This is a genomic window from Sneathiella sp. D3-11, assembly GCF_055809395.1.
Map to the genome: position 1 here is coordinate 1,112,446 of NZ_CM147911.1, position 26,145 is coordinate 1,138,590.

The 26,145-nt window shown below is 50.8% G+C and carries 21 protein-coding genes and 2 pseudogenes; 5 read left to right on the forward strand and 18 right to left on the reverse strand.

What is annotated here, in order from left to right:
* Positions 1 to 6 precede the first annotated feature (6 nt).
* On the reverse strand, positions 7 to 852 hold the full coding sequence (locus AC0L73_RS05825) for a fumarylacetoacetate hydrolase family protein (RefSeq protein WP_473655104.1): 846 nt from the start codon (positions 850 to 852) through the stop codon (positions 7 to 9).
* A 29-nt stretch (positions 853 to 881) separates the two neighbouring features.
* The gene (locus AC0L73_RS05830; RefSeq protein WP_227949393.1) at positions 882 to 1,886 is read right to left on the reverse strand and encodes a zinc-dependent alcohol dehydrogenase family protein; all 1,005 of its coding nucleotides are present in this window, start codon (positions 1,884 to 1,886) and stop codon (positions 882 to 884) included.
* A 69-nt stretch (positions 1,887 to 1,955) separates the two neighbouring features.
* Between AC0L73_RS05830 and AC0L73_RS05835 the strand changes: the two genes are divergently transcribed.
* Entirely contained in the window at positions 1,956 to 2,798 is an 843-nt protein-coding gene (locus AC0L73_RS05835) for a sulfite exporter TauE/SafE family protein (protein ID WP_473655105.1), read from the forward strand.
* Positions 2,799 to 2,804: 6 nt separating this feature from the next.
* On the opposite strand, the gene AC0L73_RS05840 is transcribed toward AC0L73_RS05835, so the two are convergent.
* The 9 genes from AC0L73_RS05840 to AC0L73_RS05880 form a co-directional block, all read right to left on the reverse strand.
* Positions 2,805 to 5,555, reverse strand: coding sequence for a sensor histidine kinase (locus AC0L73_RS05840; protein WP_227949389.1), 2,751 nt, complete (start codon positions 5,553 to 5,555; stop codon positions 2,805 to 2,807).
* Complete coding sequence (locus tag AC0L73_RS05845; RefSeq protein WP_473655106.1) at positions 5,555 to 5,824, reverse strand: hypothetical protein; 270 nt, start codon at positions 5,822 to 5,824, stop codon at positions 5,555 to 5,557. The genes AC0L73_RS05840 and AC0L73_RS05845 overlap by 1 nt, the downstream gene beginning before the upstream one ends.
* 41 nt (positions 5,825 to 5,865) lie before the next feature.
* The gene (locus AC0L73_RS05850; protein ID WP_227949387.1) at positions 5,866 to 6,258 is read right to left on the reverse strand and encodes a response regulator transcription factor; all 393 of its coding nucleotides are present in this window, start codon (positions 6,256 to 6,258) and stop codon (positions 5,866 to 5,868) included.
* A gap of 182 nt (positions 6,259 to 6,440) precedes the next feature.
* On the reverse strand, positions 6,441 to 8,381 hold the full coding sequence (gene acs, locus AC0L73_RS05855; RefSeq protein ID WP_227949384.1) for an acetate--CoA ligase: 1,941 nt from the start codon (positions 8,379 to 8,381) through the stop codon (positions 6,441 to 6,443).
* A gap of 130 nt (positions 8,382 to 8,511) precedes the next feature.
* Positions 8,512 to 9,237, reverse strand: a complete 726-nt coding sequence (locus tag AC0L73_RS05860) for an ABC transporter ATP-binding protein (RefSeq protein ID WP_227949382.1) — start codon at positions 9,235 to 9,237, stop codon at positions 8,512 to 8,514.
* Positions 9,237 to 9,995: an ABC transporter ATP-binding protein gene (locus tag AC0L73_RS05865; protein ID WP_227949380.1), complete on the reverse strand. Its 759-nt coding sequence runs from the start codon at positions 9,993 to 9,995 to the stop codon at positions 9,237 to 9,239. The genes AC0L73_RS05860 and AC0L73_RS05865 overlap by 1 nt, the downstream gene beginning before the upstream one ends.
* Before the next feature lie 11 nt (positions 9,996 to 10,006).
* On the reverse strand, positions 10,007 to 11,164 hold the full coding sequence (locus AC0L73_RS05870) for a branched-chain amino acid ABC transporter permease (protein ID WP_227949378.1): 1,158 nt from the start codon (positions 11,162 to 11,164) through the stop codon (positions 10,007 to 10,009).
* Positions 11,157 to 12,173, reverse strand: coding sequence for a branched-chain amino acid ABC transporter permease (locus tag AC0L73_RS05875; protein ID WP_227949376.1), 1,017 nt, complete (start codon positions 12,171 to 12,173; stop codon positions 11,157 to 11,159). The genes AC0L73_RS05870 and AC0L73_RS05875 overlap by 8 nt, the downstream gene beginning before the upstream one ends.
* A gap of 109 nt (positions 12,174 to 12,282) precedes the next feature.
* The gene (locus tag AC0L73_RS05880) at positions 12,283 to 13,635 is read right to left on the reverse strand and encodes an ABC transporter substrate-binding protein (protein WP_227949373.1); all 1,353 of its coding nucleotides are present in this window, start codon (positions 13,633 to 13,635) and stop codon (positions 12,283 to 12,285) included.
* 205 nt (positions 13,636 to 13,840) lie between these two features.
* Between AC0L73_RS05880 and AC0L73_RS05885 the strand changes: the two genes are divergently transcribed.
* Positions 13,841 to 15,457, forward strand: a complete 1,617-nt coding sequence (locus AC0L73_RS05885) for a helix-turn-helix domain-containing protein (RefSeq protein ID WP_473655107.1) — start codon at positions 13,841 to 13,843, stop codon at positions 15,455 to 15,457.
* Between the two features lie 14 nt (positions 15,458 to 15,471).
* On the opposite strand, the gene AC0L73_RS05890 is transcribed toward AC0L73_RS05885, so the two are convergent.
* From AC0L73_RS05890 to AC0L73_RS05920, 7 genes and pseudogenes are all read right to left on the reverse strand, one after another.
* Positions 15,472 to 16,017, reverse strand: a complete 546-nt coding sequence (locus tag AC0L73_RS05890; RefSeq protein WP_227949369.1) for a hypothetical protein — start codon at positions 16,015 to 16,017, stop codon at positions 15,472 to 15,474.
* A gap of 145 nt (positions 16,018 to 16,162) precedes the next feature.
* On the reverse strand, positions 16,163 to 18,805 hold the full coding sequence (locus AC0L73_RS05895; RefSeq protein WP_473655108.1) for a VWA domain-containing protein: 2,643 nt from the start codon (positions 18,803 to 18,805) through the stop codon (positions 16,163 to 16,165).
* A 241-nt stretch (positions 18,806 to 19,046) separates the two neighbouring features.
* Positions 19,047 to 19,628: an MFS transporter gene (locus tag AC0L73_RS05900; protein ID WP_473655418.1), complete on the reverse strand. Its 582-nt coding sequence runs from the start codon at positions 19,626 to 19,628 to the stop codon at positions 19,047 to 19,049.
* Positions 19,513 to 20,265: pseudogene (locus tag AC0L73_RS05905) on the reverse strand (MFS transporter); the annotation flags it as partial. The gene AC0L73_RS05900 and the pseudogene AC0L73_RS05905, both read right to left, overlap by 116 nt.
* Positions 20,266 to 20,339: 74 nt before the next feature.
* The gene (locus AC0L73_RS05910) at positions 20,340 to 21,287 is read right to left on the reverse strand and encodes a Gfo/Idh/MocA family oxidoreductase (RefSeq protein WP_473655109.1); all 948 of its coding nucleotides are present in this window, start codon (positions 21,285 to 21,287) and stop codon (positions 20,340 to 20,342) included.
* A complete protein-coding gene (locus AC0L73_RS05915) occupies positions 21,284 to 22,198 on the reverse strand; it encodes an NAD(P)-dependent oxidoreductase (protein ID WP_473655110.1) in 915 nt (304 codons plus the stop codon). The genes AC0L73_RS05910 and AC0L73_RS05915 overlap by 4 nt, the downstream gene beginning before the upstream one ends.
* Positions 22,199 to 22,315: 117 nt before the next feature.
* On the reverse strand, positions 22,316 to 23,533 hold the full coding sequence (locus tag AC0L73_RS05920) for a LysR family transcriptional regulator (protein ID WP_227949358.1): 1,218 nt from the start codon (positions 23,531 to 23,533) through the stop codon (positions 22,316 to 22,318).
* Between the two features lie 155 nt (positions 23,534 to 23,688).
* On the opposite strand from AC0L73_RS05920, the gene AC0L73_RS05925 reads away from it, so the two are divergent.
* The 3 genes and pseudogenes from AC0L73_RS05925 to AC0L73_RS05935 all read left to right on the forward strand — a co-directional run bounded on the left by AC0L73_RS05925 (position 23,689) and on the right by AC0L73_RS05935 (position 26,144).
* Entirely contained in the window at positions 23,689 to 24,426 is a 738-nt protein-coding gene (locus AC0L73_RS05925; protein WP_227949356.1) for a PIG-L deacetylase family protein, read from the forward strand.
* Positions 24,426 to 25,097 (forward strand): 4-carboxy-4-hydroxy-2-oxoadipate aldolase/oxaloacetate decarboxylase, encoded by a 672-nt coding sequence (locus tag AC0L73_RS05930; protein ID WP_227949354.1) that lies wholly within the window; start codon positions 24,426 to 24,428, stop codon positions 25,095 to 25,097. Before AC0L73_RS05925 ends, AC0L73_RS05930 begins: the two co-directional genes overlap by 1 nt.
* A pseudogene (locus AC0L73_RS05935) lies at positions 25,090 to 26,144 on the forward strand (4-oxalomesaconate tautomerase). Before AC0L73_RS05930 ends, AC0L73_RS05935 begins: the two are co-directional and overlap by 8 nt.
* Position 26,145: the final 1 nt, after the last annotated feature.

Here is a 26,145-nt window from a genome sequence, read left to right on the forward strand (position 1 = left end):
AATTATTTATGCTTGAACGGTTTTCTGCTGCTGTACGCCAAGGCCTTCTACACCCAGCTTCATTTCCTGTCCGGGTTTGAGGAATACAGGACTTGGCTTCTTTCCCATGCCAACACCAGGAGGCGTGCCGGTGGAAATGACGTCCCCAACATTCAGAGTCATAAATTGACTGAGATAGGAAATAATCTTGGCGACACCAAATATCATGGTTGCCGTCGTGCCATCTTGCTGCCGAACCCCATCCACGTCGAGCCAGAGGTTAAGCGCCTGCGGGTCCGGAACTTCGTCGCGCGTCACCAACCACGGACCGAGAGGGCCGAAAGTATCGTGGCTCTTGCCCTTGGTCCAATTGCCACCACGCTCGGACTGAAACTCCCGCTCGGACACATCATTGGCCACACAATAACCGGCGACATGGTCGAGGGCTTCCTCCTCCGTCACATATTTAGCACGCTTGCCGATGACGACTGCAAGCTCAACCTCCCAGTCCGTTTTCTTTGAGGCACGAGGGATTTCCACATCATCATTCGGCCCGCAAACGGCCGATGTTGCCTTCATAAAGAGAATGGGCTCACTTGGGACTGGCTGTCCCGCTTCCGCGGCGTGGTCAGAATAGTTAAGTCCGATACAAGCGAACTTTCCTATATTTCCAACGCAAGCACCAATTCGCGGCTCTCCCTCTACATTTGGTAGGGCACCAAAATCCAAAGCTTTCAATTTAGCAAGCCCTTCATCTGAGAGGACATCTCCTGAAATATCCGGAACAATGCCGGTCAGATCCCTTATGTTCCCCTGTTCGTCAATAATTCCGGGCTTTTCCGCACCAAATTCGCCATATCTAACTAATTTCATAATTTTCTCCTGTTACGTTCTATGCGCACTTAAATAGTGACAACAATCTTGCCAAAATGGCCGGCCTTTTCCATCATCCTGTAAGCCTCTTTCGCATCTGTGAAGTCAACGGTCGCATCGATGACAGGATGAATTTTACTTTGCTGAAGGGCCGCATTCATTCGCGCAAACATATCTCGCGGGCCGACATAAATCCCCTGAAGCGTGATAGATTTTCGCATGATGGACGTCGGATCCATCTGGCCACCTGTGAGGATACCCACAAGCGAAATCCGCCCGCCAACCCGAACGGAAGCAATTGATTTTTCCAATGTTCCAGCGCCACCAACCTCGACCACAAGATCAACGCCTTGACCGTCGGTCGCCTCCATCACTTTCTCTTCCCAATTCGGATGATCCCGATAGTTAATCAGCACGTCAGCACCAAGCGTCTTGGCACGTGCCAGTTTATCATCACTGCTGGAAGTCAGGATCGTCCGGATGCCGGAGGCTTTGGCAATCTGTTGTGCAAAAATTGACACGCCACCCGTGCCCAGCAATAAAGCCGTCTGCCCGGCCTGCGCCTTGCCGCCGTCTATTAGGCAATGCCATGCGGTAAGGCCCGCGCAAGGCAGTGTTGCCGCCTCTTCAAAGGAAAGATGCTCCGGAATGGGGAGTGCGCCTGTTTCCTTCAACAGAGCATATTCGCACAGCAGCCCGTCGATAGGACCGCCCAGTGCACTCGGCATAACATCGTCATGAATTCCGCCGCTGAGCCAGTTCTGGAAAAAGGTGCCAACAACGCGATCACCTGTTTTAAAGGCTGTCACACCCGATCCGACCTCCTCAACAATACCGGCACCATCGGAATTCGGAATTCGCTCTCCCGTGATGCCGCGTGCACCAGCATTCTTTATAGTGGACAGATCGCGGTAGTTGATGGAATTTGCCTTCAGGCGCACCAGAATTTCTCCGGGATCGGGCTTTGGGATATCCCGCTCGATCATCTGCAGGCCGTCGATACCGCCCTCTCCACTAATTACCCAAGCTTTCAAGATTTTTTCTCCGAGTTAGATATTATATCGCCATCAACTAAATAAAGTGGTTGGCGGCGATGTGTTTTTATGGTCCATAGTTTTCTGAGACTGTCAGGGTCGATTTCCACCCTGACTGGATTTTTTGTTCTGAATGCGGCCCTTGCCATGATCACTCAATATCTTCCGGATTTCAATCTTTTCCATTTGCTCGTGGTATGTATTGCCTTTGCGCTAGGCGGTGTTGTTAAAGGTATCTCTGCCTTCGGCCTGCCGACAATCGCGGTCCCCATCATCGTCTTTTTTATGAACCTTCCCTCCGCAGTTGCCATAATGACCTTACCGATGGTTATCACTAATTTTGTTCAGATGGTCATTTCCGGTCAGATCAAGTCCTCGATCGCCCGGCACTGGCTACTGCTACTCGGGCTGTTTATTGGGCTGCCGATCGGCGTGTTCATGCTCTCTACTGTAGACACGAAGTATCTTCTCATCGCGGTTGGTAGTTTTCTCATCCTTATTTCCGGATTGGAATATTTCGGTGTTTCCTTTTCCTTCCTCAGCTCACATGAAAAAATTTCCGGCCCAACAGTTGGCCTTGCCGCTGGCATTATCGGAGGGATAACAACGCTGTTCGGAACACTCCCCGTCTTCTTCTTTATTGCTCTTGGTCTGGATAAGGAAAAATTCGTCGCGGCGGTCAGTGTCATGCTTTTTGGCGGCAGTATTTTCCTGCTACTCAGTCTGCAAAGCATGAACTTTCTGAAACCTACGGAAGCAGTTTACAGTTTGATCGGCCTGGGTCCGCTCTTCGCGGGAATGTGGGTCGGAACCAAGGTGCGCCACCTCATTGATCAAAAGACTTTTAAGAAATTTGTACTGGGACTGGTCGTGCTGATTGGCTTTATCATGATCTACAGAGCTTTCAGTTGATATCTTCTATTCAGCCGAAAGTCTGACATCCTGTCGATCCGCGCGTGGGACAGTAAAGGCAAAAATAGCCCCGCTCTTCTCCTTATTTGCAACCCATATGTGACCACCAAGAAAAGACACAATCTCGCGGCAGATTGCCAATCCGAGGCCGGACCCTTGCGGTTTATCTTCATCACGACCAATCGACTGATGGAATTTTTCAAATATCAGCTCCATCATATCAACAGGAATCCCTTTGCCATTGTCTGCAACGCTGACTTCCAGCATGTCATCTCGTACAGAAACCGTAAGATCAATACGCCCCTTTTCCTTGTCACAGAACTTGATGGCGTTTGACACCAGATTGATAACCACCTGAATGAGCTGGTCCCGGTCCGCCCGCACCATCGGCAGGTTTTCCGGAATTCGCACCTCCACTTCGACTTCATTTTCCTGGATAAGGCCGGCAAGCGTTGCCATTGCCTCGCGTATTGTGGCCGCAATGTCTACTGTATCCAGAGACCAGTCCATCTGTCCCGCTTCCATGCGAGCAAGATCAAGAAGCTGATCGATGAGACGGGTCAGACGTGAGCTTTCCTTGATAATGACATTCAAAAAGCGCTCCCGTTCTTCAGGTGACACCTCCGGGTTATCGATCAGAATTTCCCCGAAAGCACGAAGTGATGTCAATGGTGTACGGAGCTCATGGCTGACCATAGAAAGGAAATGATCCTTCAGGGAATCCAGTTCTTTCAGCCGCTCATTGGCATTGCGAAGCTGAGCTGTTGCCTGTTCGAGCTCGGCAGATTTTTGTTCCAGCCGATGGCTGTACTCAATTACCTGACTGGTTTCATCGAGAATACGGTACACCTCTTCAAGGCCGACAATCTCCCCCTTGACCACGGATCCTACCATCACCCGCGCGGTTGCAGATCCAATAGCGCCCGCCAACATCTTCTCGGCAAAGTCGAGCAGGGCCGCATCGGCCGATTGGATCTTACGAAGGTTTATATCTCGTTCCGCAGCGAAATCAGAGAAAGCCTGCGCTGCTCGTTGTACGCCCACAAACCGACCCACAAGCTGCTGCAAATCCGCAACCGTCGCGGAGCCGCGCCAGTACCGACTATCACGGTCATCATCCGTGTGCCCGAATACATCAACAAACAATGTCCCCTGAATACGCTCAATAGCGGTCTGATGCGAAAGCAACGAAACGATCCAGTAAGCACCGATATTCGCCAGCATGCTCCAGAACAGGGCGTGCGTGAGGCGATCAAACCCGTCCATACCGAACAGCGCATAGGGTTTGAGAAGTGTCGCGCCATAAGGCCCATTTTCGATAAAGCTGATTGGTAGCCATCCAGATTGAGCAAACGACGGGAGAAGTAAAGTATAAAGCCAGACGATGAAGCCTAGCGCTAAGCCCGTCATTGCCCCTCGATACGATGCCCCTTTCCAGAAAATTCCGCCAATAATGGCCGGGGTGAATTGCGCTGCCGCCGCAAAAGAGACAAGACCAATGGTCACAAGGGAATATGACTCGCTCGCGATGAGATAATAAACATACCCTAGGATCAGGATCAGAAGAATACTCACCCGTCGAATTGTGAGCAGCAGCCCGGTCAGGTCGTCATTCTTGTTGATATTCAGACCGCGCCAACGGAGCAGGAGCGGCATGATGAGATCGTTACAGACCATGGTCGCCAATGCAATGGAAGCAACGATAACCATTGACGTAGCTGCCGATAATCCACCAATGAAGGCGATAAGTGCCAAAAAAGCCTGATCATGAAACAGCGGCACTGTCAGCATGAACATATCCGCATCGGCAGAGGCTCCCCCAAAGGACATGCGGCCCGCGAGCGCGATCGGCAAGACAAAAATGTTGATCACCAGAAGATAGAGCGGAAACAACCAGGTTGCCTTTCGCAAAAATGACTCGTCCGGGTTTTCCACTGCTGTCATATAAAACTGCCGTGGCAGACAAATGATGGCCGCCATGGACAGGATCGTCATTGTCATCCAGAGGCTGTAGTCATTATCGCTGGAAACGGTAAAAAGTGCATCCAGCCCACTGTCTGCGGCGGTGGAAAAAAGATCGCCGAATCCGTTGTAAAGTCCGAATGTCACGAAGAACCCAACGGCAAGAAACGTAACCAGCTTCACCACCGATTCAAAGGCGATAGCCGCGACCAATCCCTCATGATGCTCACTCGCGTCGATGTGGCGCGTTCCGAAAAGGATAGCGAATAGTGCCAGCGCAATGGCCACAATCAAAGTCGTATCGATGAAGAAAATAGGCTCATTCGGGGCATGCAAAAGGGCTGTTTCAGAAGAGCTGACAAGAATCCGGAAACTGGTTGCAATGGATTTAAGCTGCAACGAAATATACGGCATCGTACCGACCACCGCGATTATCGTGACGAGCCCGCCCAACCGCGCCTGCTTGCCGTATCGCGAGGCAATAAAGTCCGCAATCGACGTGATCCGGTGCACTTTGCAAATGCGGATAATTTTAACCCAGACGATTGACCAGAGAATAAAAACCAGTGTGGGGCCAAGATAAATCGGCAGAAAATTAAGACCTTGTGTGGCAGCCAGCCCAACACTGCCATAAAATGTCCAGGACGTACAAAACACACCGATTGATAACGTATAGATAAAGGGATTTCTGGTAAGTTGACGACCCTTCGCGGATTGCAGATCGACAAATTGTGCGATGGCAAACAAAAGGCCCAGATATAAAATGGAAACAGTCAGTACCAGCCCGCCTGACATTACTGCTTTCCTCGGACAGAGTCGGCTGCATTGGCGATGCCCCTTTCGGCCTCGGGGGGACCAATGGACTTCTCCGGACCTCGTCGAGCGCCCACCGCTGTCATTGCAATTGCAAAGGCCCAAACCCCAAATATGAACAGAAAGATGAGGGGAATGTCGAACACAAGCAGCGGAATATCAAAGAGCGAAATAACCGGCGGCATCAGACTGACAAAACAGACGACAAACAGAAGAATTGACCATTCTTTTTTCCGTCCTGTTCTTATCATCCAGCTATACCCGTCTTATCGCCTACATTCACTGTTAGCGCTTACTTAGCGTGCAATGACGAACTCGCAGGGGCGACAATTTCCTTTACCATTTTACCCAACGCGCGCGTGGAGAAGGGTTTTGTAACAAACTCATCAGCGCCAAGCGCAATGGCTCGCTCTTTGTCTGCTTCCCGGCTTTTCGCCGATAGCATGATTATTTTTACATTGGCACAGGCAGCGTTGGCACGAATGGCTTCGCATACGGAAAATCCGTCCTGCTTGGGCAACATAATATCCAGTATCACCAGATCGGGCACATAGTCCTCTATTGCCCGCAACGCCTGATCCCCATCGCGTGCAACCCGCACGGTGAAACCCGCCTGCCTTAAGATAAACTGTAAGGACAAAACTATATTCGGCTCGTCCTCCACTACAAGCACTGTATGCGTCATGCTGCGGTATGCTCCCTCGATTTTCCCGAGAATTTATGATGGCTCGCGACTTTTTCCGGCTTCTGATGAAGCTCTCTCATATCGGAGCCGATATTCTTCGGTTCCTGCTAGTTAAAGATACCCCATTTGTTAGGATATTGTCATCGGTCAATCTTGCAGGATTCTTGCAGACAAGCAGACGCTTACTTATTCATCCTATTATCAATCAATTCCTCAACAACCGTGGGTTCAGCCAATGTCGATGTATCGCCGAGGCTGCCGTAGTCATTCTCTGCCACTTTACGCAAGATACGCCGCATAATCTTGCCTGAACGGGTTTTTGGTAATCCTGGCGCCCATTGGATCAGATCCGGAGTGGCGATAGGGCCAATTTCATGACGAACCCATTTGACAAGTTCAGAACGCAAATCCTCCGACGGTGCGACACCCGCCGTCAAGGTAACATAGGCATATATCCCCTGCCCTTTGATATCATGCGGATACCCTACGACTGCGGCTTCTGCGACAAGCTCGTGTGCCACAAGAGCGCTTTCCACCTCCGCGGTTCCCATTCTGTGGCCGGATACATTGATCACATCGTCAACGCGTCCGGTGATCCAATAGTATCCATCTTCATCCCGCCTCGCGCCATCGCCTGTAAAATAGAGGCCATCAAAATGAGAGAAGTAGGTCTGAATAAACCGCTCATGGTCACCGTATACTGTTCGCATCTGGCCGGGCCAACTATCCTTGATACAGAGCATGCCTTCACAGGCCCCCTTCAGAACAACACCGTCGTTATCGACCATAACCGGTTCTACGCCAAAGAACGGAAGTGTTGCAGACCCCGGTTTCAAATCGGTTGCCCCCGGCAGAGGCGAGATCAAAATGCCCCCCGTTTCCGTCTGCCACCAGGTATCAACAATCGGGCATCTCCCCTCGCCGACAACGTCATTATACCAACGCCAAGCTTCCGGGTTGATAGGCTCCCCTACTGATCCCAACAGACGAAGCGACTTCCGTGAGGTTTTCTTGACTGGCTCATCTCCGTCGCGCATCAGCGCACGGATCGCCGTTGGTGCCGTATAAAAAATATTGACCTTATGCTTGTCGCATACTTCCCAAAAACGCGAGACCGTAGGATAGTTCGGCACACCCTCGAACATCAAGGTCGTCGCACCATTGGCAAGCGGCCCGTAAACGATATAACTATGTCCCGTTACCCAGCCGACATCCGCCGTACACCAGTAAATGTCGCCATCATGATAGTCAAATACATAGCGATGGGTCATCGCCGCGTAAACGATATAGCCGCCAGTGGTATGTAGCACACCCTTTGGCTGGCCTGTCGAACCGGAGGTGTACAGAATGAACAAGGGATCTTCCGCGTTCATTTCCGCAGGCGGGCAGTCTGCATCAACCTTGTCCATTTCCTCGTGATACCAAACATCCCGACCTTCAACCCACTCAACGTCTCCGCCGGTGCGCTTGACAACAATACAGGTTGTGCAATCTGGACATTCCGCCAGCGCTTCATCTGTATTAGCTTTCAGGGGAATTGGACGCCCCCCTCGAACTCCTTCGTCGGCAGTAATCACACAATTTGATTTACAATCCCGAATTCGTCCTGCGAGCGCATCTGGAGAGAACCCGCCAAACACAATGGAATGAACCGCTCCTATGCGCGTGCAGGCCAACATCGCCACCGCCGCCTCGACGATCATCGGCATATAGAGCGTAACGCGATCCCCTTTCTTGATGCCCTGAGCCTTAAGCACGTTCGAGAATTTACATACCTCAGCATGTAATTCGCGATAAGTCAGGGTCTTGTCGTCATTCGGATCGTCCCCTTCCCAGATAATGGCAGGGCTGTCGCCGCGTTTTTCCAGATGACGGTCGAGACAGTTGTAACTGACGTTTAACGTCCCGTCATAGAACCATTTGATATGCAAGTCGTCCTTGGCAAAGGAGACATCTTTTACTTTTGTATACGGCTTGATCCAGTCAATCCGTTTTCCATGCTCACCCCAGAAGGCATCGGGATCTTCAACCGATGCGCGGTACATCGCCTGGTAACTCGTTTTATCGGCCCAAGCTGTTTTCGCAAGTTCCTCAGGTACGGGATATAGATCCTTTGCTGACATCCTTCTAAGTCCTTTCACCCAACATACAGTTTTTCAACGTCAAAGTATCGGCGGTAATCGACAGGATATTTATGCGGTCGTCTCCACCTAAATACAACCTAAATGTCAGAAAATTCTGAAACTCTCTCGTTCAGATCGCAAGATATTCATGCCGTAACTCTTGGTCGTCCAAAACCTGCTGCGCCGTTCCACGAAACGCAATCTGCCCCATATCCAGAATAAGCGCCTTGTCAGCAAGCTGCAATGCCGCAACTGCGTTCTGTTCGACGATAATCGTGGTAATACCCAGCTTTTTGACTTCGAGCAGAATTTTCTCAATTTCCTGAACAATAACCGGGGCGAGGCCCTCATATGGTTCATCTAGGAACAACAATTTCACATCCCGCGCGAGCGCCCTCGCAACGGCCAGCATTTGCTGCTCCCCACCAGACATCGTTATCGCATCCTGATTTCGCCGTTCACCGAGCCGCGGGAAATGATCATAGATACGCTCTATTTCCCATCCCTTAGGTTCTGCCACCTGCGAAAGCTCTAAATTCTCTTCTACAGTCAGCCCGCCAATGATACGACGATCTTCTGGCACAAGCTGGATACCGGCGCGTGCGGCCTGATAGGCCTTGAGAGGGTGAATTGCCTCACCATTGAGATAGATCTCCCCCCGCTTCAAGGCCGGGCTGTCAACCCGGGCAAGCGCTCGTAAAGTGGACGTTTTTCCGGCACCGTTCCGGCCAAGCAAAGCGACGATGTCCCCTTCCTCAACATCAAAGGAAACACCTTGCACGATATAGGATTCGCCATAGTAAGCATGGATATCTTTCACACTAAAATAGGGCATTTTTTCCGATGTCTCAGACATTAATTTGCCCCTCCCAAATACGCTTCCTTGACCTTCGGATCCTCGCGTACGCTCTGAGGATCGCCACCAGCAATGATCTGTCCCCTCGCCAGAACACTCACCTTATCCGCCAGACTAAAAACAACATGCATGTCATGCTCGATAATGACTTTTGTCATGCCACGTGACTTAATCTTCTTTAAAAGTTCTATTGTTTGGTTTGTATCATGGCGCGCCATGCCCGCAGTCGGCTCGTCGAGAAGTAAAAGCCGTGGCCGCAATATCAGACACATGCCAAGCTCCAGCCGACGTTTATCTCCGCGACTGAGGCTTCCGGCTTCAGTCCTCATCATGTCTTTTAGTCCCACATCTTCTAGAATATGCTCCGCCTCATCACGGAGTTCCCCTTGCCGGCTCAATAATTCGGCGGCATTTAACCGGAACGCGCCATCGCGATGAGAAAGGGCCGGGATCATGACATTCTCAATCAGTGTCATTTCCTGAAAAATCTCTGGTGTCTGAAAAACCCGGGCAACACCAAGTTGGGCGATTTCATGGGGCTGCTTGCCCGTCAAAACCTCGCCTCCGAAAGTCACAGCCCCGGTATCGGGCTTTAATCGACCTATACAAACATTCAGTAGCGTCGATTTTCCCGCGCCATTCGGGCCAATAATGGCATGCGTCGTCCCTTCCTCCACATGCAAATTGACATCAGAAAGCGCACTAAGTCCGCCAAAGCTTTTATTGATATTTTCCAGATGAAGAACGAGATCGCCCATGATTTACCCTTTTACTCGCCAGCCTGATTATGCGCTTCTACGGACTGCGGCTTCGTTTTCCCGCCAGACCTGAAATAATTGACGATACGGCGGAAACCTTCCACCAGCCCGCCGGGCAGGAAAATCACAATGATCATAAACAATAATCCCAATGTCAGATGCCAACCACTGCCAACGAAAAGGCCGACGACCGGCACCACAAACTCAACAACGCTGTCAGGAAGGAAGGAGAAGGCCTGCGTCAGCACATTATCATCGAAGGAGGAAAAGATATTTTCAAAATACTTTATCAAACCCGCACCGAGCATCGGTCCGACAAGTGTTCCGGCACCGCCAAGGATGGTCATCAGGACAACTTCGCCCGAAGCTGTCCACTGCATTCTCTCCGCACCGGCCAGTGGATCAGTTACTGCGAGCAGGCTACCTGCCAATCCGGCATACATGCCGGAAATGATAAACGCCGTCAGCATATAGGGCCGCGTGTTTAATCCCGTATATTTCATCCGGTTCTGGTTAGACTTGATCCCTTTCAGCATCAATCCGAAAGGAGACCGGAAAATACGCAAGGAAATATAAAAACAGATAATCAGCAGAACGGCGCAGAAATAAAAGCCGGGATAGCCACTCATCGTTTCACCGAAGAGATCCGTACTCGGAAGTCCCGCTCCTACCGAACCATCTGAGAACAGACTATCAAGGATGCGTGGATCGGAACGGGCCAATTGCAATCCTGTTTCCCCGTTTGTTATCGGCGTGAGCACCGAATAAGCGAGGTTGTAGGACATCTGCGCAAAGGCCAGCGTAAGGATCGAGAAGTAAATCCCCGTCCGGCGCAAACTCAGAAAGCCGATGATTGCAGCAAGTATCCCTGCAAACAAAACCCCGAAAACCACTGCCGGAAGGACATTCATGGTCAACAGCTTGAACGACCATACGGCGGCATATGAACCAACACCGAGAAATGCTGCGTGACCGAAAGATAGATAGCCGGTCAAGCCAAAAAGGATGTTAAATCCAATGGCAAAAATTCCATAAATAGCAAATTTCTGCAGCAGATCCGGATAATTGCCGCCAATCGGATCAAGCCAGATCGGCATCGCCAAGATGGCGGCGGCAAAAATGATTACGACAAACGCATCATTAAGAAGCGGCTTCTTGGTATTAGTCATCCATCACTCCAGCCCGGCCCATAAGACCGCGTGGTAAGACCAGCAAAATTACAACGGCGACGAGATATAGAATAATCTGGTCGATCCCAGGGAATATCTCCTTAACTTCATTCATCGAGGCGAAAGATTGTACAATCCCCAACAGGAACCCGGCGAGCACCGCGCCACCAAGAGACCCCATGCCACCCACAACAACAACAACGAAGGAAAGCACCAGAAAATCCATACCGAGATGGTAATCAGGCGGCAGGATCGGCGTATACATCACGCCCGCAACACCCGCAACGACAGCCGCAATGGCAAACACAATAGTGAAGCGCCGCTCGATATTAATACCGAGAAGCCCAACAGTCTCCCGATCACGCATACCTGCGCGCACGACCATGCCGTAAGTCGTAAATTGCAAAAAGGCGAACACGGAAAATATAATTAATCCGGAAAAACAAAGGTAGATAAGGCGCCACCATGGATAGACAAGATTGTTGCCAAGCCCGACCCAAGCCCCAACATTCGCGCTACCCGCCAGGATTTCCGGTGCGGGCTGCGGTATCGGGTTAGCCCCGAAATACGCCTTGATAATTTCCTGAATAACGATCGCAAGGCCGAAGGTGACCAAAATCTGCTCTGCATGGGGGCGTTTGTAGAAATGCTTGATCAAGCCTCGTTCCATGACATAGCCGACCAGCAGCATAAACGGAATGGCCAACAGAATTGAGAGTGGCACAGAATAATCAATGATAATCCGGCCCGTGTCGCCAAACCATGTTTCGAGATAGGGTTGTTCCTTATAGGCAACGAATGCAGTTACCCCCTCATCCCGAACCTTAACTGATATGGTGACAAGTTTCTGAAAGGTAACAGCGCAAAACGCCCCGAGCATGAACAAGGCTCCATGAGCAAAGTTCACAATTCCCAACGTCCCAAACACCAATGTCAGGCCAAGTGCAATCAGGGCATACGCCGCCCCCTTATCCAGACCATTCAATATTTGAATAAATATGGCATCCATGAAATCTACCCCAAACAACCGCGCAAACTGTGTTGCCGGCTAATCCGCTTCGATGATACACGGGTTGGCGCCATCTCGGCAAACGCCAACCCGCGTGATGTCTCAGATTTTACATCTTAACTTCGTACGGACCAAGCTCGCCGCCGAAGATGGTCCAGTCATACTCAACCTGGGCCCGTGGCGTAACGTCAACCACCTTTAGGAGATCGAACTGGCTTGACGGGTTGTCATTACCGCGCACCACAAGGACATCTTTGAAGCATTGGTGATCTTCTGCGCGATACAGTGTCGGGCCATTGCCCATACCGTCGAAGTTGAAACCCTCAAGCTGCTTGATGACCTCTGGCGGATAGAATGTACCGGCCATTTCGCAGGCATTCGCATACAGCAATGTCTGAACATAACAGGTGTGCGCAGCCATGGAAGGCGGTGCGCCATATTCCGCACCGAAGGACTGAACAAAAGCTTTCGATCCTTCATCCTGCAACGACCAGTTCCAGTTCGTCGTGCCAAGAATTCCCTTGATCGCATCACCAGCACCCTGCGCCATCAGACGCGAGAAGAGCGGCACCACAATCTCGAAGTTCTTGCCGTTGACCTGCTTGTCTCGCAGACCGAATTGGACAGCCTGACTAAGTGAGTTAATCATATCCTTGCCATAATGGTTGAGGATAAGAACATCTGCACCTGAGTTTAGAACCGGCGTGATATACTGCGAGAAGTCACCTGCACCAACCGGGGTCTTGACCGCATTGACTGTCTCCCAACCAAGGGCCTCAGTCGAGTTTTTGATAGATTCTTCCTGCGTCCAGCCCCAAGTATAATCCGCCGTCAAATGGTATGCCCGACGGTCAGAGCCATATTCCTTATTCAACACAGGCGCCAGTGCCGCACCGGACATATAGGCATTGAAGAAGTGCCGGAAGCCATAGCGACGCTTGTCTTTACCCGTTGTATCATTGGAATGGGTCAGGCCTGCCATAAAGATGATACCCTGTTCCTGACAGAGCGACTGCACCGCGACAGCAACACCGGAAGAAGAACCGCCAGTAACCATCAGCACGCCATCTTTTTCGATCATGCGTTTGGCTGATGCGCGCGCAGCATCAGATTTCGTCTGCGTATCGCCAGTTGAATAAGTAACTTTCTTGCCGAGAACGCCATTCCCGGTCAGCATGGATGGCTTGAAAGTGTTCAGCATACCGCCGTCACCTTCACCATTCAGATGCTTCACAGCCAGCTTATAAGCGCGGAGTTCATCCGCTCCCTCGTCCGCATAAGGACCTGATTGCGGTACGTTGAAGCCAAGCTTCAACTCCCCTGAATTTTCCGGATTATTACGGAATTCTTCCGCCCAGGCATTCTTTATAAAGATGCTTGGAGTAGCGGCGACCAGGCCGCCAACAGCGCCAGCCTTGAGAAGGCCGCGACGCGACACGCCTGATTTCTTGATATCGCTCATGAATTGTCTCCCATATTCTAGTGGATCATCCCCGGGCAAGATGTCTGTGTTATATTTTTCAACGCAAACTTCTCCCTGCCATGTAAAAATTTCACATTTTCGCTATTTTTCCCATCAAAACCTTGTAAAACATCGGTTTTTTATGTAAACAATTACTAATCTAATTTGTAAATTTGTAAATCTTTGTAAAGTTTCGGATAGGAAGATGGCCAAATCACCCCTACTTGGCAATCGTTTACGGCGATTGCGCAAGGAGAAAAAACTGACTCAGGTAGATTTAGCTGATCGCCTCGGCATCTCAGCCAGCTATCTTAATTTACTTGAGCATAACAGGCGTAGCATCACGGTTCCATTGCTGCTGCATCTCAGCAAGATCCTAAAAGTCGATCCACAGGTTTTCTCACCACAAGAAGAAGGCTATCTAATCGGTGAAATTACAGACGCCCTAAAAGATCCGCTTTTTACGGACGATAATTTTACTGACGAAGAAATTGCGGAAATGGCGGCAGATGCACCCGCTCTCAGCTCAGCTTTCAAGAAAGCATATGATGCGTTTAAAACCGCCCAAACGGATTTACAATTATTGAGCGAGCGGCTCTCACAGGATTTTCTTTTCGCAGGCTCCTCCTTTCGGCTGCGTACTCTCGTAACATCTATTATGTCGTCGACCGAAATCGTACATGACAATGATGACCTTGGCCCAAAGGAACGCAGAGAATTCCTTCAAATCGCGCTTAAGGACAGCGAGGCTCTTAATGATACAGTGAACGAAATGCTCGGTGTTGTCGGCGACGGCAGCCTGACAGGCAAAGCCTGGGCGCCATCACCGAATGAAGCGGTATCGGATTTTATTCAGGCCCGAAATAATTATTTTGACCCGATAGAACAGGCGGCAGCAGAGTTTCGCGCCTCCTTCAATGATCACGATCTCCTGTCGACCCCTATCATGATGGATTACCTGCAGGAGAAACACGGCATTCAGATCGAGTTTGCCTCTCGGGAAAGTCATAATACCGAGGCGACCCTGTATGATGAAAAGGACCACACGCTCGTACTTTCAAAATCACTACCGCAGTCGAGCGTCAAATTCCACCTTGCGCTTCTTTGCGGGCAACTTAAATATACAGACCTCTTTCAGGAGCTTGTGAATGCTCCTGAACTTCCGACTGAGGCGGCGAAACAAAAGGGCGTTTCGGCGCTTGCAAATTACTTCGCGGGAGCCTTTCTGTTCCCCTATGAGGTTTTCTTTCAATCAGCAGAAGATCTGCGGTATGATATTGAATTGCTACAGCAGCAGTTTGATGCAAGTTTTGAACAGATTTGCCATCGCCTGACCACCTTAGTGCGGCCATGTAGCAGCGGCGTTCCTTTCCATTTGATCCGTAGTGACATTGCCGGAAATATCTCAAAACGATACAGTGCGTCGGGTTTGCGCATTCCACGTTATGGCAACTCTTGTCCGCGCTGGGTTCTTCATGCAGCCTTTCTAACCCCCGGCACGCTTTGCCCACAAATTTCTGAAATGCCTGATGGGCAGCGGTTCTTCTCTATCGCGCGCACCGTAACCAAACCGAGTTTAGGCTATGCCCAACCGAAGCGGCATTATGCCATCAGCATTGGCTGTGACATTGCAGAAGCAAACCGAGTGATTTACGCCGATGGCCTCAATCTGGCCGCCCCTAAGACAGTCATGCCTGTCGGCATAACTTGCCGCCTTTGCGAACGGGCAAACTGTGCACAGCGCGCTGCACCACCACCATCGCAAACCCGTCAGATTACGCCACAAAAACGCAATATTTCGCCAGGCATTGGAGATTTCTAAATCAGCGCCAGTGCTTAGTAATTGTTGAGGATCAGCCGGCCCTTCGCGGTTCGCCGTATTGCACCATCACGAATTGCCGTGAAATCAAGCTCCATATTTACACCAGTCAGGGTACGTTTATAGACTTGCATGTCATAGTCACCGGCATCGCTGATTGCCATGACATAAACAGTTAAGGTCTGCTTTTTCAATCGCGCCCAGGAAATGCTTTCACCCGCGTAGGCATCACCGCCCTTGCTGTCCTTCCAGACATTCGGGCTATCTGTTTTGACAAAAGTAAGAGTGGTTTCCTTCAAGGACTCCTTCGGGCTTTCCGGCGCGCCCTTCTGGCGCAAAAGCGTCCGCCATGTAATGGTAAAATTACCACTCTCGTCCGGCTTGATGCTCACGTCGATATCGCGGCTCGTGATCGCAAAATTGACGCTGACGTTACTTTCAGAAATGGCATTACCCCGCCAATCCCCCTTGAACGCGGCAATGGACAAATCCTTCGCGTTCGCGATGATGGGCGCTGCTATCATAACAGCCATAACAATCAGAAAATAATTTACTCTGGTCAATATACTACCCCTGTTTCACCCGAGCAAATCCCGCATCGGCAGAGGTATAGTAAGGCAAGCCATCCAAGGCTTCCAGTCATTTAACCTGTTTCACAAAAGAAAAAGGCCGCAAAAATGCGGCCCTTTCCCTCCTGTCAGCAACGAACTAACTTTCGTCGACGACTATCTTTCCATTTGTAATATCGGCGTTGTTAAGCGATGCATTTTCCACAACAATCGAGAATCCGGCGATTTCCGCATCTGCTGCATCCGTAACGGTAATCGTTGTGTTACCACCCACTTCTGCGAAGTTAACATGTCCCGCCCGATCAGCTGCCGCAATGCCAAGTTCATCGAACAATGCCGTCAGATCGATGATATCTGCGTCTCCGTTGACACCAAAGTCTGTAATTGTATCAATCCCGTCGGTACCCACATTCTGATAAACAAATCGATCATCACCATCTCCACCAGAAAGCGTGTCGTCTCCACCAGCTCCGATGATGTAGTCATTGCTAGAGCCACCCTCGATTACCTCTGCCGCCGCAGTTCCTGTAAACGTATCCTCAGGAACAATGGAAAAGGTAAGGTCGGCAGAACTGGTTGAACCGTCATTGTCTGAAATGGTGTAAGAAAACACTTCAGTCTCGGTATTAGCAACATCTGACTGAACCAAATAAGCATATTCACCAGTTTCAAAGTCCAGCTCAAAAACACCAAATTCCGTATCAATAGCTATAAATGTGCCATCAACAAAAACGGTTGGCCCTGAGGGGGTCGACAAATCATACGTCACCCCATTGTAGATGAAGGAGATGATAGGGACATCCGCCAGTGGATCAGTTCCAGGAATGTCATTTTCAAGGACATTACCCGTCACCCAGGCATCACTTGGCTGAATACTCGCCGAAAGATCTTCCGGATCTTCCACATAAAGATACGGATCACCTGCAGCTGGATCGAGATTATTATCATCGGGAGTATTGTCTATCTGGCCTAGGAATGCGCTGTTATCCGCATCTCCACCCAAGCCGACGGCGTACACCTTGGCGCCGCTCAGGTCATTCGTCACCCAATTATTGAAATCGTCAATACCGGTCTGAGTGTCTCCTATGGTTGGCTGACCATCGGAAATGAAATAGATCTCCTGATCGTACCCCGGAACAAAATCTACAGTACTCGCAAGATTGAGTGCATCCTCGTAGTTTGTGTTCCCTCCGCTCCAGGCGTCTAGGGGCTCCAATGCCACCAAAATGGAGTCCAGCGTTGTGAAAGTTCCATCTCCTATAAACCGCGCCGTTTCATCAAAATCTATCAGAGTAATCACCGTGCCATCCGGGTTTTGCTCGAACAGTGTCGACGCCAAATTTATCAGTGCCTCTTTCATCAAGCCCAACTCAGTCGCATTCATACTTCCCGATGTATCAATTACGAGAACAGCATGAACATCCGCTGGCTCCACCTTAATTACCGGACCATCATCAACCGCCGTCGGACCGTCATCACCCGGAGGAACATCATTTACCGTTACGTCAATGGTGAAGCTGCTGCTTGCCGTGTTATTCGCTTCTGTCAACTCACCGCCATCAGCAACTGTTGCAGTCTCAGTGGCAACCGCAGTTACCGTTAAAGAGAAATCCGCATCGTCATCCGTTGGCGGAGTGATGGTCAGCGCGGCCAGATCCCATCCGGAAACATCTACGTCTGAACCATCGCCCGTAAAACTGTTCACCCCATCAGTGAGCGTAGCACCAACGGGAACGCCGCCAATCGACACGGCCAGAGTTTCTGACTCATCCGTGTCTTGAAGCGCGGCCGTGACTTCAGGGATAGAAATTGCTGTATTTTCATCGCCGCTGGCATCTCCACCCGCGAGCGTGGGAGCGTCGGCAGCCGCGTCGATTACGGCCGTTCCCGAAACTTCCGAAGCTCCGACTTCACCACCACCATTCACATAGTTTGCGAGGACATTAAGCGTGATATCTGCGTCGCTGTTTGCCGGCGGCAAAACATACATGGTCGGCAATACACCCGCTGCCGCCACGACAGCAAAACTCCCGCCAGTCACATCCACTTCATCGCCCGGCGTTGCGCCGCCAACGAAGAAACGCGTACCGTCTGGAAAGCCGGAAATATCTATGGACGTCAATTCTTCGTCCGTTTCGGGAGCAAAATCAACAAGCATCTGCATCGGGAATTCAGTCGTATCCCCAACATTCTGATTAGGCTGCCAATCTTCGTACCCTCCGGCTGCCGGAGCGGCTGCCCCTAAGGGTGTAGAGAAAGTCAGAGTAACAATGCCGCCTGGATCATCCGTCGGCGTTGATGTTGAAGGAAAATTCTCATTCTCTCCGATGATTTCTTCAATTTCATCGCGTCCAAACGCAAGCTCGGTTCCAGCGAGCAACCCGGAAATGTCGAGTGGATCACCTATATCGCCTTCGGTAAAGGGTCGGAAGTTCGCACCGCCACCATCACTGTTATCATCACCAGCCTCTGGATTTATGTCCGCAATCGAAAAGCCTTGAACAAGCGGCGTAATTTCTCCGATTTCGACGACTTCACCATTCTCCAGCTCAATCTGAGGAGGGTTTTCAGTGGCACCAAATGTCAGGAAGTCTTGCAGCAAATAGGTATCTCCACCATCAATCGGCACGACAAGTAGATTTCCTGCATCCTGAACAAACTGAATATTTGCCAGTGACTCAACAGGTAACTTGATTGTTTTTCCCGGAGTTGCCTCGATAATTATTTCGGGCCCCATTACTTTTCCGGAACCGCTACCGTTGCTGCCGTTAGACGTCGCCATTTTGCCTTACTCCACTCACTTTACCATACTGTGGCCAAGCTAATTTAGCTAACCCGTTAAAAAAATAGCCAGATTCGATCAATCTGTCTTTATTTTTCTCAATTATGGAGCAAACCTACTATGACAGAAGAGAACCCCACATCCCCTAAACGAGGGATAAAGGTGAAAAAGTTAGGAAAATTTTAATTAACTCGGCAGGAAATCTGCGCGCTGCATTAGCAATACGTGGTATGCTAAGGGTCTATTTGATGAAAAACGCTAATTTGGCAAGAAAGGCAGAAATAAAAGTAATTATGACTGAGGCTATGATAATGGCTTCAAGAGATATCGACGCATCAAGAGCCCATCCCATAAACACTGGCCCGAGCGCAGAGCCAAATACCATAACAACTGTCGCCACTGAACGGATGGCACCAAGATGGCGTGTTCCGTATATTTCCGGCCAAAGAGACGACAGCACAGGATTTGTACCGCCGGACCCAATCCCTAGAAAAAACATTACAAGAAGGGCGTAGGTCTGCGTATGCGCATATGCGAACAGAAGAATTCCTAGAGACATCGGAAGTAGAACATATGGGACTAACCGCCTTGCTCGATACATGTCCACGAGAAACCCTGAGATTACCCCGCCAAACAACGACGCAAAAGCGAAAACAATAAAGGAAAAGCTCCAAAACTCGAAACTCCAGCCTTTCATTTCGACTAAATAAACCTGATGGAAAAAAAGGCCGGTGACTATCGCGGCAAGGCGCCATTGCGGTCGGAACCAAAAAATAGAATTTCTTATCACGGAGCATTTCCGCCCGAGTCCAGTGTTTTGCATCTTCATCAGCCGCCTGCAGAACCGTTGCACCGGCACCGTCCTGATGGCTGGTATGGCGGATTAGAAACGGCACCACTGGTAGCAAGGTAAAAGCCGCAAGAATACCCATAGCTGGCCAAACCAATCGCCAGTCAACAAACCCGAGCGCCAATACGATTAGCGGGGGGAACAATGCCTGTCCAAGCGGGAAGCCCAGTCCGGCGACAGCAACCGCGCGGCCACGTTCCGCTTCATACCGGCGCGCCATGGAAGTCAGCGCAATATGCGTCATCATTCCTTGCCCCATAAAGCGAATTGCAATAATGCCAAAGAAAAGCGTGATGGGCCCTTGGACAAACCCGAACGCCATAGTCGCCGCAACCATCAGAAGGCTAACTTTCACAACAAAGCTTTTTAGAGGTAGCCGGTCGACAAGCGGCCCCGCCTTCCACAAAATTGCTGCGCAAACAAGCGTAGCCACTGTGTAAATCGTACCAAACTCACCATTGCTAAGGTTAAAGTCAGACCGGATATCTCCACCGATGACCGAAATGACATAGGTCTGGCCCGGGCCGGACCAGAAGGCCAAGAGCATACCGAAGAGGAGGAACCGCCATTCCTGACGAACAAAAGGCAAGGTGCCTTGGAGACGCAACATAAACTTGACCGGCGTTGGCAAAAAGTAACGCCGGTCATTGCGTCACGTCTCGATAATGAAGTCAACCAATCAAACTAACCGTTGAAGCTTTTCTCGATACGATCCAGCGTTTCCATCGCCGAAAGGCATTGCGCCACTGAGCTATTGGGCTCGCGTCCTTCCTTGATTGCCGAGAAGAATTCCCGGTCAATTAATTCAATACCGTTATTTGAAACCGCAACATCCGACAGATCGATCGGATTTTCATAACCATCCACCAGATCATCATATCGCGCGATATAAGTACCCTTATCGCAAATATAGCGAAAGAAGGTGCCCAGCGGCCCGTCGTTGTTAAACGAGAGAGATAAGGTGCAGAGCGCACCGGATGGCGCCTTCATTCCAATACTCATATCAAGGGCAATGCCAAGCTCCGGATGGTGCGGCCCCTCCAACCCATAGACTTGCGCCGCCGCGGCTCCGGTTTGGTACTGGAAAAGATCGACAGTATGGCAGGCATGATGCCAAAGAAGATGATCTGTCCAACTTCTTGGTTTCCCAAGCGCGTTGGTATTAGTCCGGCGGAAAAAGTATGTTTGCACATCAAGTTGCTGCAAAGAGAGTTCGCCCGCAGTGATCTTGTTATGAATCCATTGATGGCTAGGGTTAAAACGGCGGACATGCCCGGCCATTGCGATCAGACCAGTTTCCTGTTGAGCCGCAACCAACCGATGGGAATCTGCAAGGTTGTCCGCCATGGGGATCTCGACAAGAACGTGTTTTCCGGCTTGCAGACACTGGATTGCTTGATCCGCATGCATTTGCGTAGGTGTCGATAAAATCACGCAATCCACATCATCCCGCGCGAGGCTCTCGGCGAGATCAAGTGTCCAATGCCCAATGCTGCGTGCTTTTGCCGCCTCTTGTGTACTCTTATCTTCCCGGCCAACGATTGAAGTTACCTCTACACCGTCGATCTTGCTGATGGCATCCAGATGTTTTTGCCCAAAGGCACCAGCAGCGCCCGCAACACAAACTCTCATTCTTCCGTCTCCATTTTTTCAGTATTCTTATTGAACCGCGCCAGCAATTCATCTGCCCGGCTCTGATAGTTATCTTTACCCACCGTCATACCAAGATTACCAATGCGCGACTGCCAGTTCACGGTCGCTTGCGCCATATCATTGGGAAGACCCAATTCCTCAATGGTGAGGGCGACCTCTTTCATTTCTTCAGATCGGCGCTTACCGTGAGCCGTCATCCGCTCAAAGCTATAAGCGGCGCGATCCTTGAAGTTAAAGCCAGGATAAGTCACATCAAGAGATGCCAAAACCTCTTCGTCAACGCCTGCCTGACGGCCTGCCAGAACGCATTCCGCAAAAAGCGCCTCAAGCCCCTTCATCATGATGCTTCTCACCATTTTGACCGAAGACGCCCCGCCAATATCCCCTGCCATAATTTTTACGTCCATCTGGAGCATCTCCAGAACTTTTTTGGCGACCTGTGTGTGCGGCCCGGAAATCAAAAGCGGTGTTTTATGGAGTTTCGGATAGACCGGCGACATAACGGCCACATCAACATACCGGCCTCCCGCTCCTTCAATACATTTCGCAGAGCGACGTTTCGTTCCCGGCGCACAGGAGTTACAATCCAGAAAGAGACATCCTTTTTCAATATGGGGCGTCACAGCCCGTGCCGCCGCATGTGCCTGATCCGCCGTGACGAGAGAGAATACAACGGACGCCCCTTTTAACGCGTCGGCAAGGCTTTCCACGCCTTCAACCTGATGGTGCGCAAAGTCTTCACGCTTTGCAGAGGCGATACAATTATCTGAATCCTGCGTCTTGATATCAAAGGCACGCAGAAGCAACTCATCACCATCCAGCCATCCCTTAGTAAAGGCCATAGCGGCCTCTCCAAATCCAACGAGGGCGATCCGATTGTCTTTCTGCATTGTGAATGTTCCAATCATTTACTGAGCACTTTGCACTTCCTACCCGTCCGTAACGGTTGCAGGAAATTAAAAAGTCAGCTCCTTCATTCAATTATTGAATAACGGACACTCAAGCTCTTACGTCAACTTGCAGCCGGCCATCCGAAGAGCTTCGACTAGTTCCGCCTGTGTGGTCGTTGGATGCCAATCCAATCTGGTGGTCAGCCCTATGGGCCGCCGGGTATCGCCAATATCAAAGGGAAGCGGCACCAACAATCCTTGTTCCCGTTCGTGTCTGGTCTGATGCGCGGAGAGAATTGTAATCCGATCGCTGTCCATCAGCAGGCCTCTGATTAAAATAAGGGAGCTCGCTTCTATCAGACCCTCGGGCAAAGGTTGCTTTTGCTTTGAAAAGAGTTCCTCAAACCTGTTGCGAGTTGGCGACCCTTCACGCGGCGTAATCCATGGATAGGCGGCAAGTTCCTCAATCGTGATCGTTTTCTTCTTTGTGAGCGGATGATCGGCCCGTACGAACAACGCAAGTTCATCCTCGAACACAGCCTCTTCCACCACGTCATCAATTGGTGCAGGATTTCGCAGCGCGCCAATAAGTATATCTATTTCGCTATACCGCAATCCATGGAGCAAGTCCTCATACCGGCCATCAATAACGCTGATCTGAACACCGGGACGTTTCTCCAGCACCCGGTTTATGGCCGTCGGCAAAATATAGGTCCGGGCGAGCGGCATCGTACCGATTACGATACGCCCACTATCAATTCCCTTATATTCCTCAATTTCCATATAACCTTGCATAAGTTCGGCAAAGGCGAGCTTCGCATATCGCGCACATACTTCCGCCGCAGGCGTCAGTTCAATCCCCTGACCGGTTTTGCGAAACAAGGTCATATCTGAAAGACGCTCAAGATCTCGCGCCGCGCGATAAAGAGAGGGTTGGGAAATCCCGACGCGCTTGGCGGCAAGACTGAAATTACCGGTCTTCGCAATTGCGATCAGGGCCCGCAGTTGAACACCGGAAACAAGCTGATCCAAGTTGTCAAAGCCGCTACCAGCTTTAACCTGGGCAATGCGCCGTGCTTCCTCAATTCCGGTCCGGATAAATTCCTGCGCGCGCGTCGCTCGAGCCAGGAACAGCTTGCCCACTTCGGTAATGAAAACCCCATCGGTACGCCGAGTGAAAAGCTCCACATCAAGCGCCATCTCGATCTTTGCAATCGCCTGAGTGATCGCAGGTTGAGACAGGAATACTTCTTCCGACGCACGGCTGATACTCTGATGTGCGGCCACCACGCAGAAGGCGCGTAAGTGCCGCAGATTTGGAGCCATTTTGTCCATGTCGCTGTAATGTTTCCCTCATGACGCGCCGGGCTATAGGAAAAAATTATACCACGAATGCGAATTTGAAATAGAAAATTCGCACTAACAGGAAGATGGTACGAATAGAATGAATACAAGGATCGCACAAACGGTTCGCAAACGAGGAACGGAGAATGTCAGAAAATAAAACTGCCCTTGTCATCAGTGCTCACGCCGCTGACTTTGTCTGGCGATGCGCAGGTGCTATCGCCCTACATGAGGAAAAGGGATATGACGTGACAATTGCCTGCCTCTCTTTTGGTGAACGCGGGGAAAGCGCGAAACTATGGAAACAGGAAGGCGGCGCCACACTTGAAGAGGTGAAGAAGGCACGTCGGATTGAGGCCGAAAATGCCGCCACGGCGTTAGATGCCCACGACATCGTATTTTTCGATCTTGGGGATTATCCGCTGGAAGTAACGCGCGATGATAAATTCAAGCTTGTCGACCTAATCCGCAAGGTTCAACCGAATTTCATGATGAGCCATTCGCAATATGATCCTTATAATACTGACCACAGCTTTGCGACACGGCTCACCATGGAATGCCGCATGATTGCACAGGCCTGGGGCCATAATCCGGGGGAGAAAGTTCTGGGCGCGCCGCAACTATACCTGTTCGAACCGCACCAAACAGAGCAGATGGGATGGAAGCCAGATGTCTTTCTCGATATCACTTCGGTCTGGGACAAGAAGCGCGCCGCCATCGAATGTATGCAGGGGCAAGAGCATCTCTGGGATTTTTATACAAATGTTGCAGAAAACCGTGGCAACCATTTCCGGCGCAATTCCGGAGGTCAGGCGGGCGGCAGATCCGCACGATACGCCGAAGGATTCCAATCAATCTATCCTCGCACTGTGGACGAACTCTGATGGGTATCGTTGTTCAAAATATTGAGCGTGCTGATGCCGGTGTTATCGCACGTCTTGCGAAATGCGGCGTTGCCACCGTTCATGAAGCACAAGGAAGAAAAGGATTGCTCGCCTCCAATATGCGGCCAATATATTCCGGCGCATCCATTGCCGCTTCCGCTGTGACAATCTCCGCTCCGCCCGCTGACAACTGGATGGTTCATGTCGCAATAGAGCAGGTGAAACAGGGCGATATTTTGGTTCTCGCGCCCACATCCCCATCAGATGCCGGTTATTTTGGCGACCTGCTAGCAACATCAATGCAGGCAAGAGGTGGCGTCGGCCTAATTATCGATGCGGGTGTTCGGGATATTCGCGACCTGACAGCAATGAATTTCCCTGTCTGGTCAAAAGCGATTTGTGCGCAAGGAACCGTGAAAGAAACCTTGGGGTCAGTCAATATCCCCATCGTTTGTGCGGATGAACTGGTCAATCCTGGCGATATAATAGTCGCGGATGATGACGGAGTTTGCGTTGTACGTCGGGAAGAAGCCGCCGAGGTTGCGGACAATGCGGAGGCCCGGATAGCCAACGAAGAAGAGAAGCGCAAGCGACTGGCGGCTGGTGAATTGGGCCTTGATATGTACAAGATGCGCGAACGGCTTGCCGAGAAGGGCCTGAAGTATGTCTAGTGCCCCCTGCATGTGGATGCGCGGCGGCACATCCAAGGGGGATATTTTCTTGAAAGTGATTTACCCTCTGATGGTACAGCACGGGATACCTTTCTGTTAGGGGTCATGGGCTCCCCCGATCCACGACAAATTGATGGCATGGGCGGCGCAGACCCCCTGACGTCCAAAGTCGCTGTTGTCCGCCCGTCATCGCGTGAAGCTATTGATGTCGATTATCTTTTTTTGCAAGTTGTCGTCGATCAGCCGATTGTTACGGACGCTCAGAATTGCGGCAATATCCTCGCCGGGGTCGGTCCTTTCGCGATTGAGCGAGGCCTTGTGCCGGTTGCAGGTGAAGAAACAGATGTAACCATCTACATGGAAAATACAGGCCAGACGGCCATTGCCCGCGTCCCTACACCAAATGGCGCTGTTTCTTATGCAGGAGGCGCGACGATTGACGGCGTTCCGGGCAGCGCCGCACCGATCCCGATTACTTTTACGGAGACGGCTGGCTCCACCTGCGGCGCGTTGTTGCCGACCGGAAATACCTGCGACATGGTCGATGGCGTCGAGGTGACGATGATTGATAACGGCATGCCCTCGGTGATAATGCGTGCCTCTGATATGGGAATTACCGGCCGTGAATCGCGTGAGGAGCTAGAGGCGAACAAACCTCTTAAAGAGCGGCTGGAGGCCATTCGCCTGCAAGCGGGACCGATAATGAATTTGGGCGATGTTACGAATAAGACGGTTCCGAAAATGTGTATGGTCAGTATACCGTTTTCTGGAGGCGCGATTTCTACCCGCACCTTTATTCCGCATCGCTGCCATGCCTCCATCGGGGTGCTGGGCGCGGTGACAGTGGCGACAGCCGCAGCGCTTGAAGGCTCCCCCGCCGCCGAACTTGCGATCATACCAGAAGGGAAGCGCAAAGAACTAAAGATCGAACATCCCATTGGCGAGACAACTGTGGTTCTGGAGATGGATGAAAAGGGTGCTGTTGAACGCGCCGGCATTCTGCGCACTGCGCGAAAGCTATTTGATGGTATGATTTTTGCCCAATAAG

Coding starts and splice junctions, on each gene's coding strand:
- AC0L73_RS05845 (WP_473655106.1), bottom strand. CDS start 5,824: ATGATAAGAACAGGACGGAAAAAAGAATGGTCAATTCTTCTGTTTGTC.
- AC0L73_RS05910 (WP_473655109.1), bottom strand. CDS start 21,287: ATGAGAGTTTGTGTTGCGGGCGCTGCTGGTGCCTTTGGGCAAAAACAT.
- AC0L73_RS05930 (WP_227949354.1), top strand. CDS start 24,426: ATGGGTATCGTTGTTCAAAATATTGAGCGTGCTGATGCCGGTGTTATC.
- AC0L73_RS05875 (WP_227949376.1), bottom strand. CDS start 12,173: ATGGATGCCATATTTATTCAAATATTGAATGGTCTGGATAAGGGGGCG.
- AC0L73_RS05915 (WP_473655110.1), bottom strand. CDS start 22,198: ATGCAGAAAGACAATCGGATCGCCCTCGTTGGATTTGGAGAGGCCGCT.
- AC0L73_RS05920 (WP_227949358.1), bottom strand. CDS start 23,533: ATGGACAAAATGGCTCCAAATCTGCGGCACTTACGCGCCTTCTGCGTG.
- AC0L73_RS05900 (WP_473655418.1), bottom strand. CDS start 19,628: ATGCAAAACACTGGACTCGGGCGGAAATGCTCCGTGATAAGAAATTCT.
- AC0L73_RS05825 (WP_473655104.1), bottom strand. CDS start 852: ATGAAATTAGTTAGATATGGCGAATTTGGTGCGGAAAAGCCCGGAATT.
- AC0L73_RS05840 (WP_227949389.1), bottom strand. CDS start 5,555: ATGTCAGGCGGGCTGGTACTGACTGTTTCCATTTTATATCTGGGCCTT.
- AC0L73_RS05925 (WP_227949356.1), top strand. CDS start 23,689: ATGTCAGAAAATAAAACTGCCCTTGTCATCAGTGCTCACGCCGCTGAC.
- AC0L73_RS05860 (WP_227949382.1), bottom strand. CDS start 9,237: ATGTCTGAGACATCGGAAAAAATGCCCTATTTTAGTGTGAAAGATATC.
- acs (WP_227949384.1), bottom strand. CDS start 8,381: ATGTCAGCAAAGGATCTATATCCCGTACCTGAGGAACTTGCGAAAACA.
- AC0L73_RS05885 (WP_473655107.1), top strand. CDS start 13,841: ATGGCCAAATCACCCCTACTTGGCAATCGTTTACGGCGATTGCGCAAG.
- AC0L73_RS05865 (WP_227949380.1), bottom strand. CDS start 9,995: ATGGGCGATCTCGTTCTTCATCTGGAAAATATCAATAAAAGCTTTGGC.
- AC0L73_RS05895 (WP_473655108.1), bottom strand. CDS start 18,805: ATGGCGACGTCTAACGGCAGCAACGGTAGCGGTTCCGGAAAAGTAATG.
- AC0L73_RS05880 (WP_227949373.1), bottom strand. CDS start 13,635: ATGAGCGATATCAAGAAATCAGGCGTGTCGCGTCGCGGCCTTCTCAAG.
- AC0L73_RS05850 (WP_227949387.1), bottom strand. CDS start 6,258: ATGACGCATACAGTGCTTGTAGTGGAGGACGAGCCGAATATAGTTTTG.
- AC0L73_RS05870 (WP_227949378.1), bottom strand. CDS start 11,164: ATGACTAATACCAAGAAGCCGCTTCTTAATGATGCGTTTGTCGTAATC.
- AC0L73_RS05835 (WP_473655105.1), top strand. CDS start 1,956: ATGGTCCATAGTTTTCTGAGACTGTCAGGGTCGATTTCCACCCTGACT.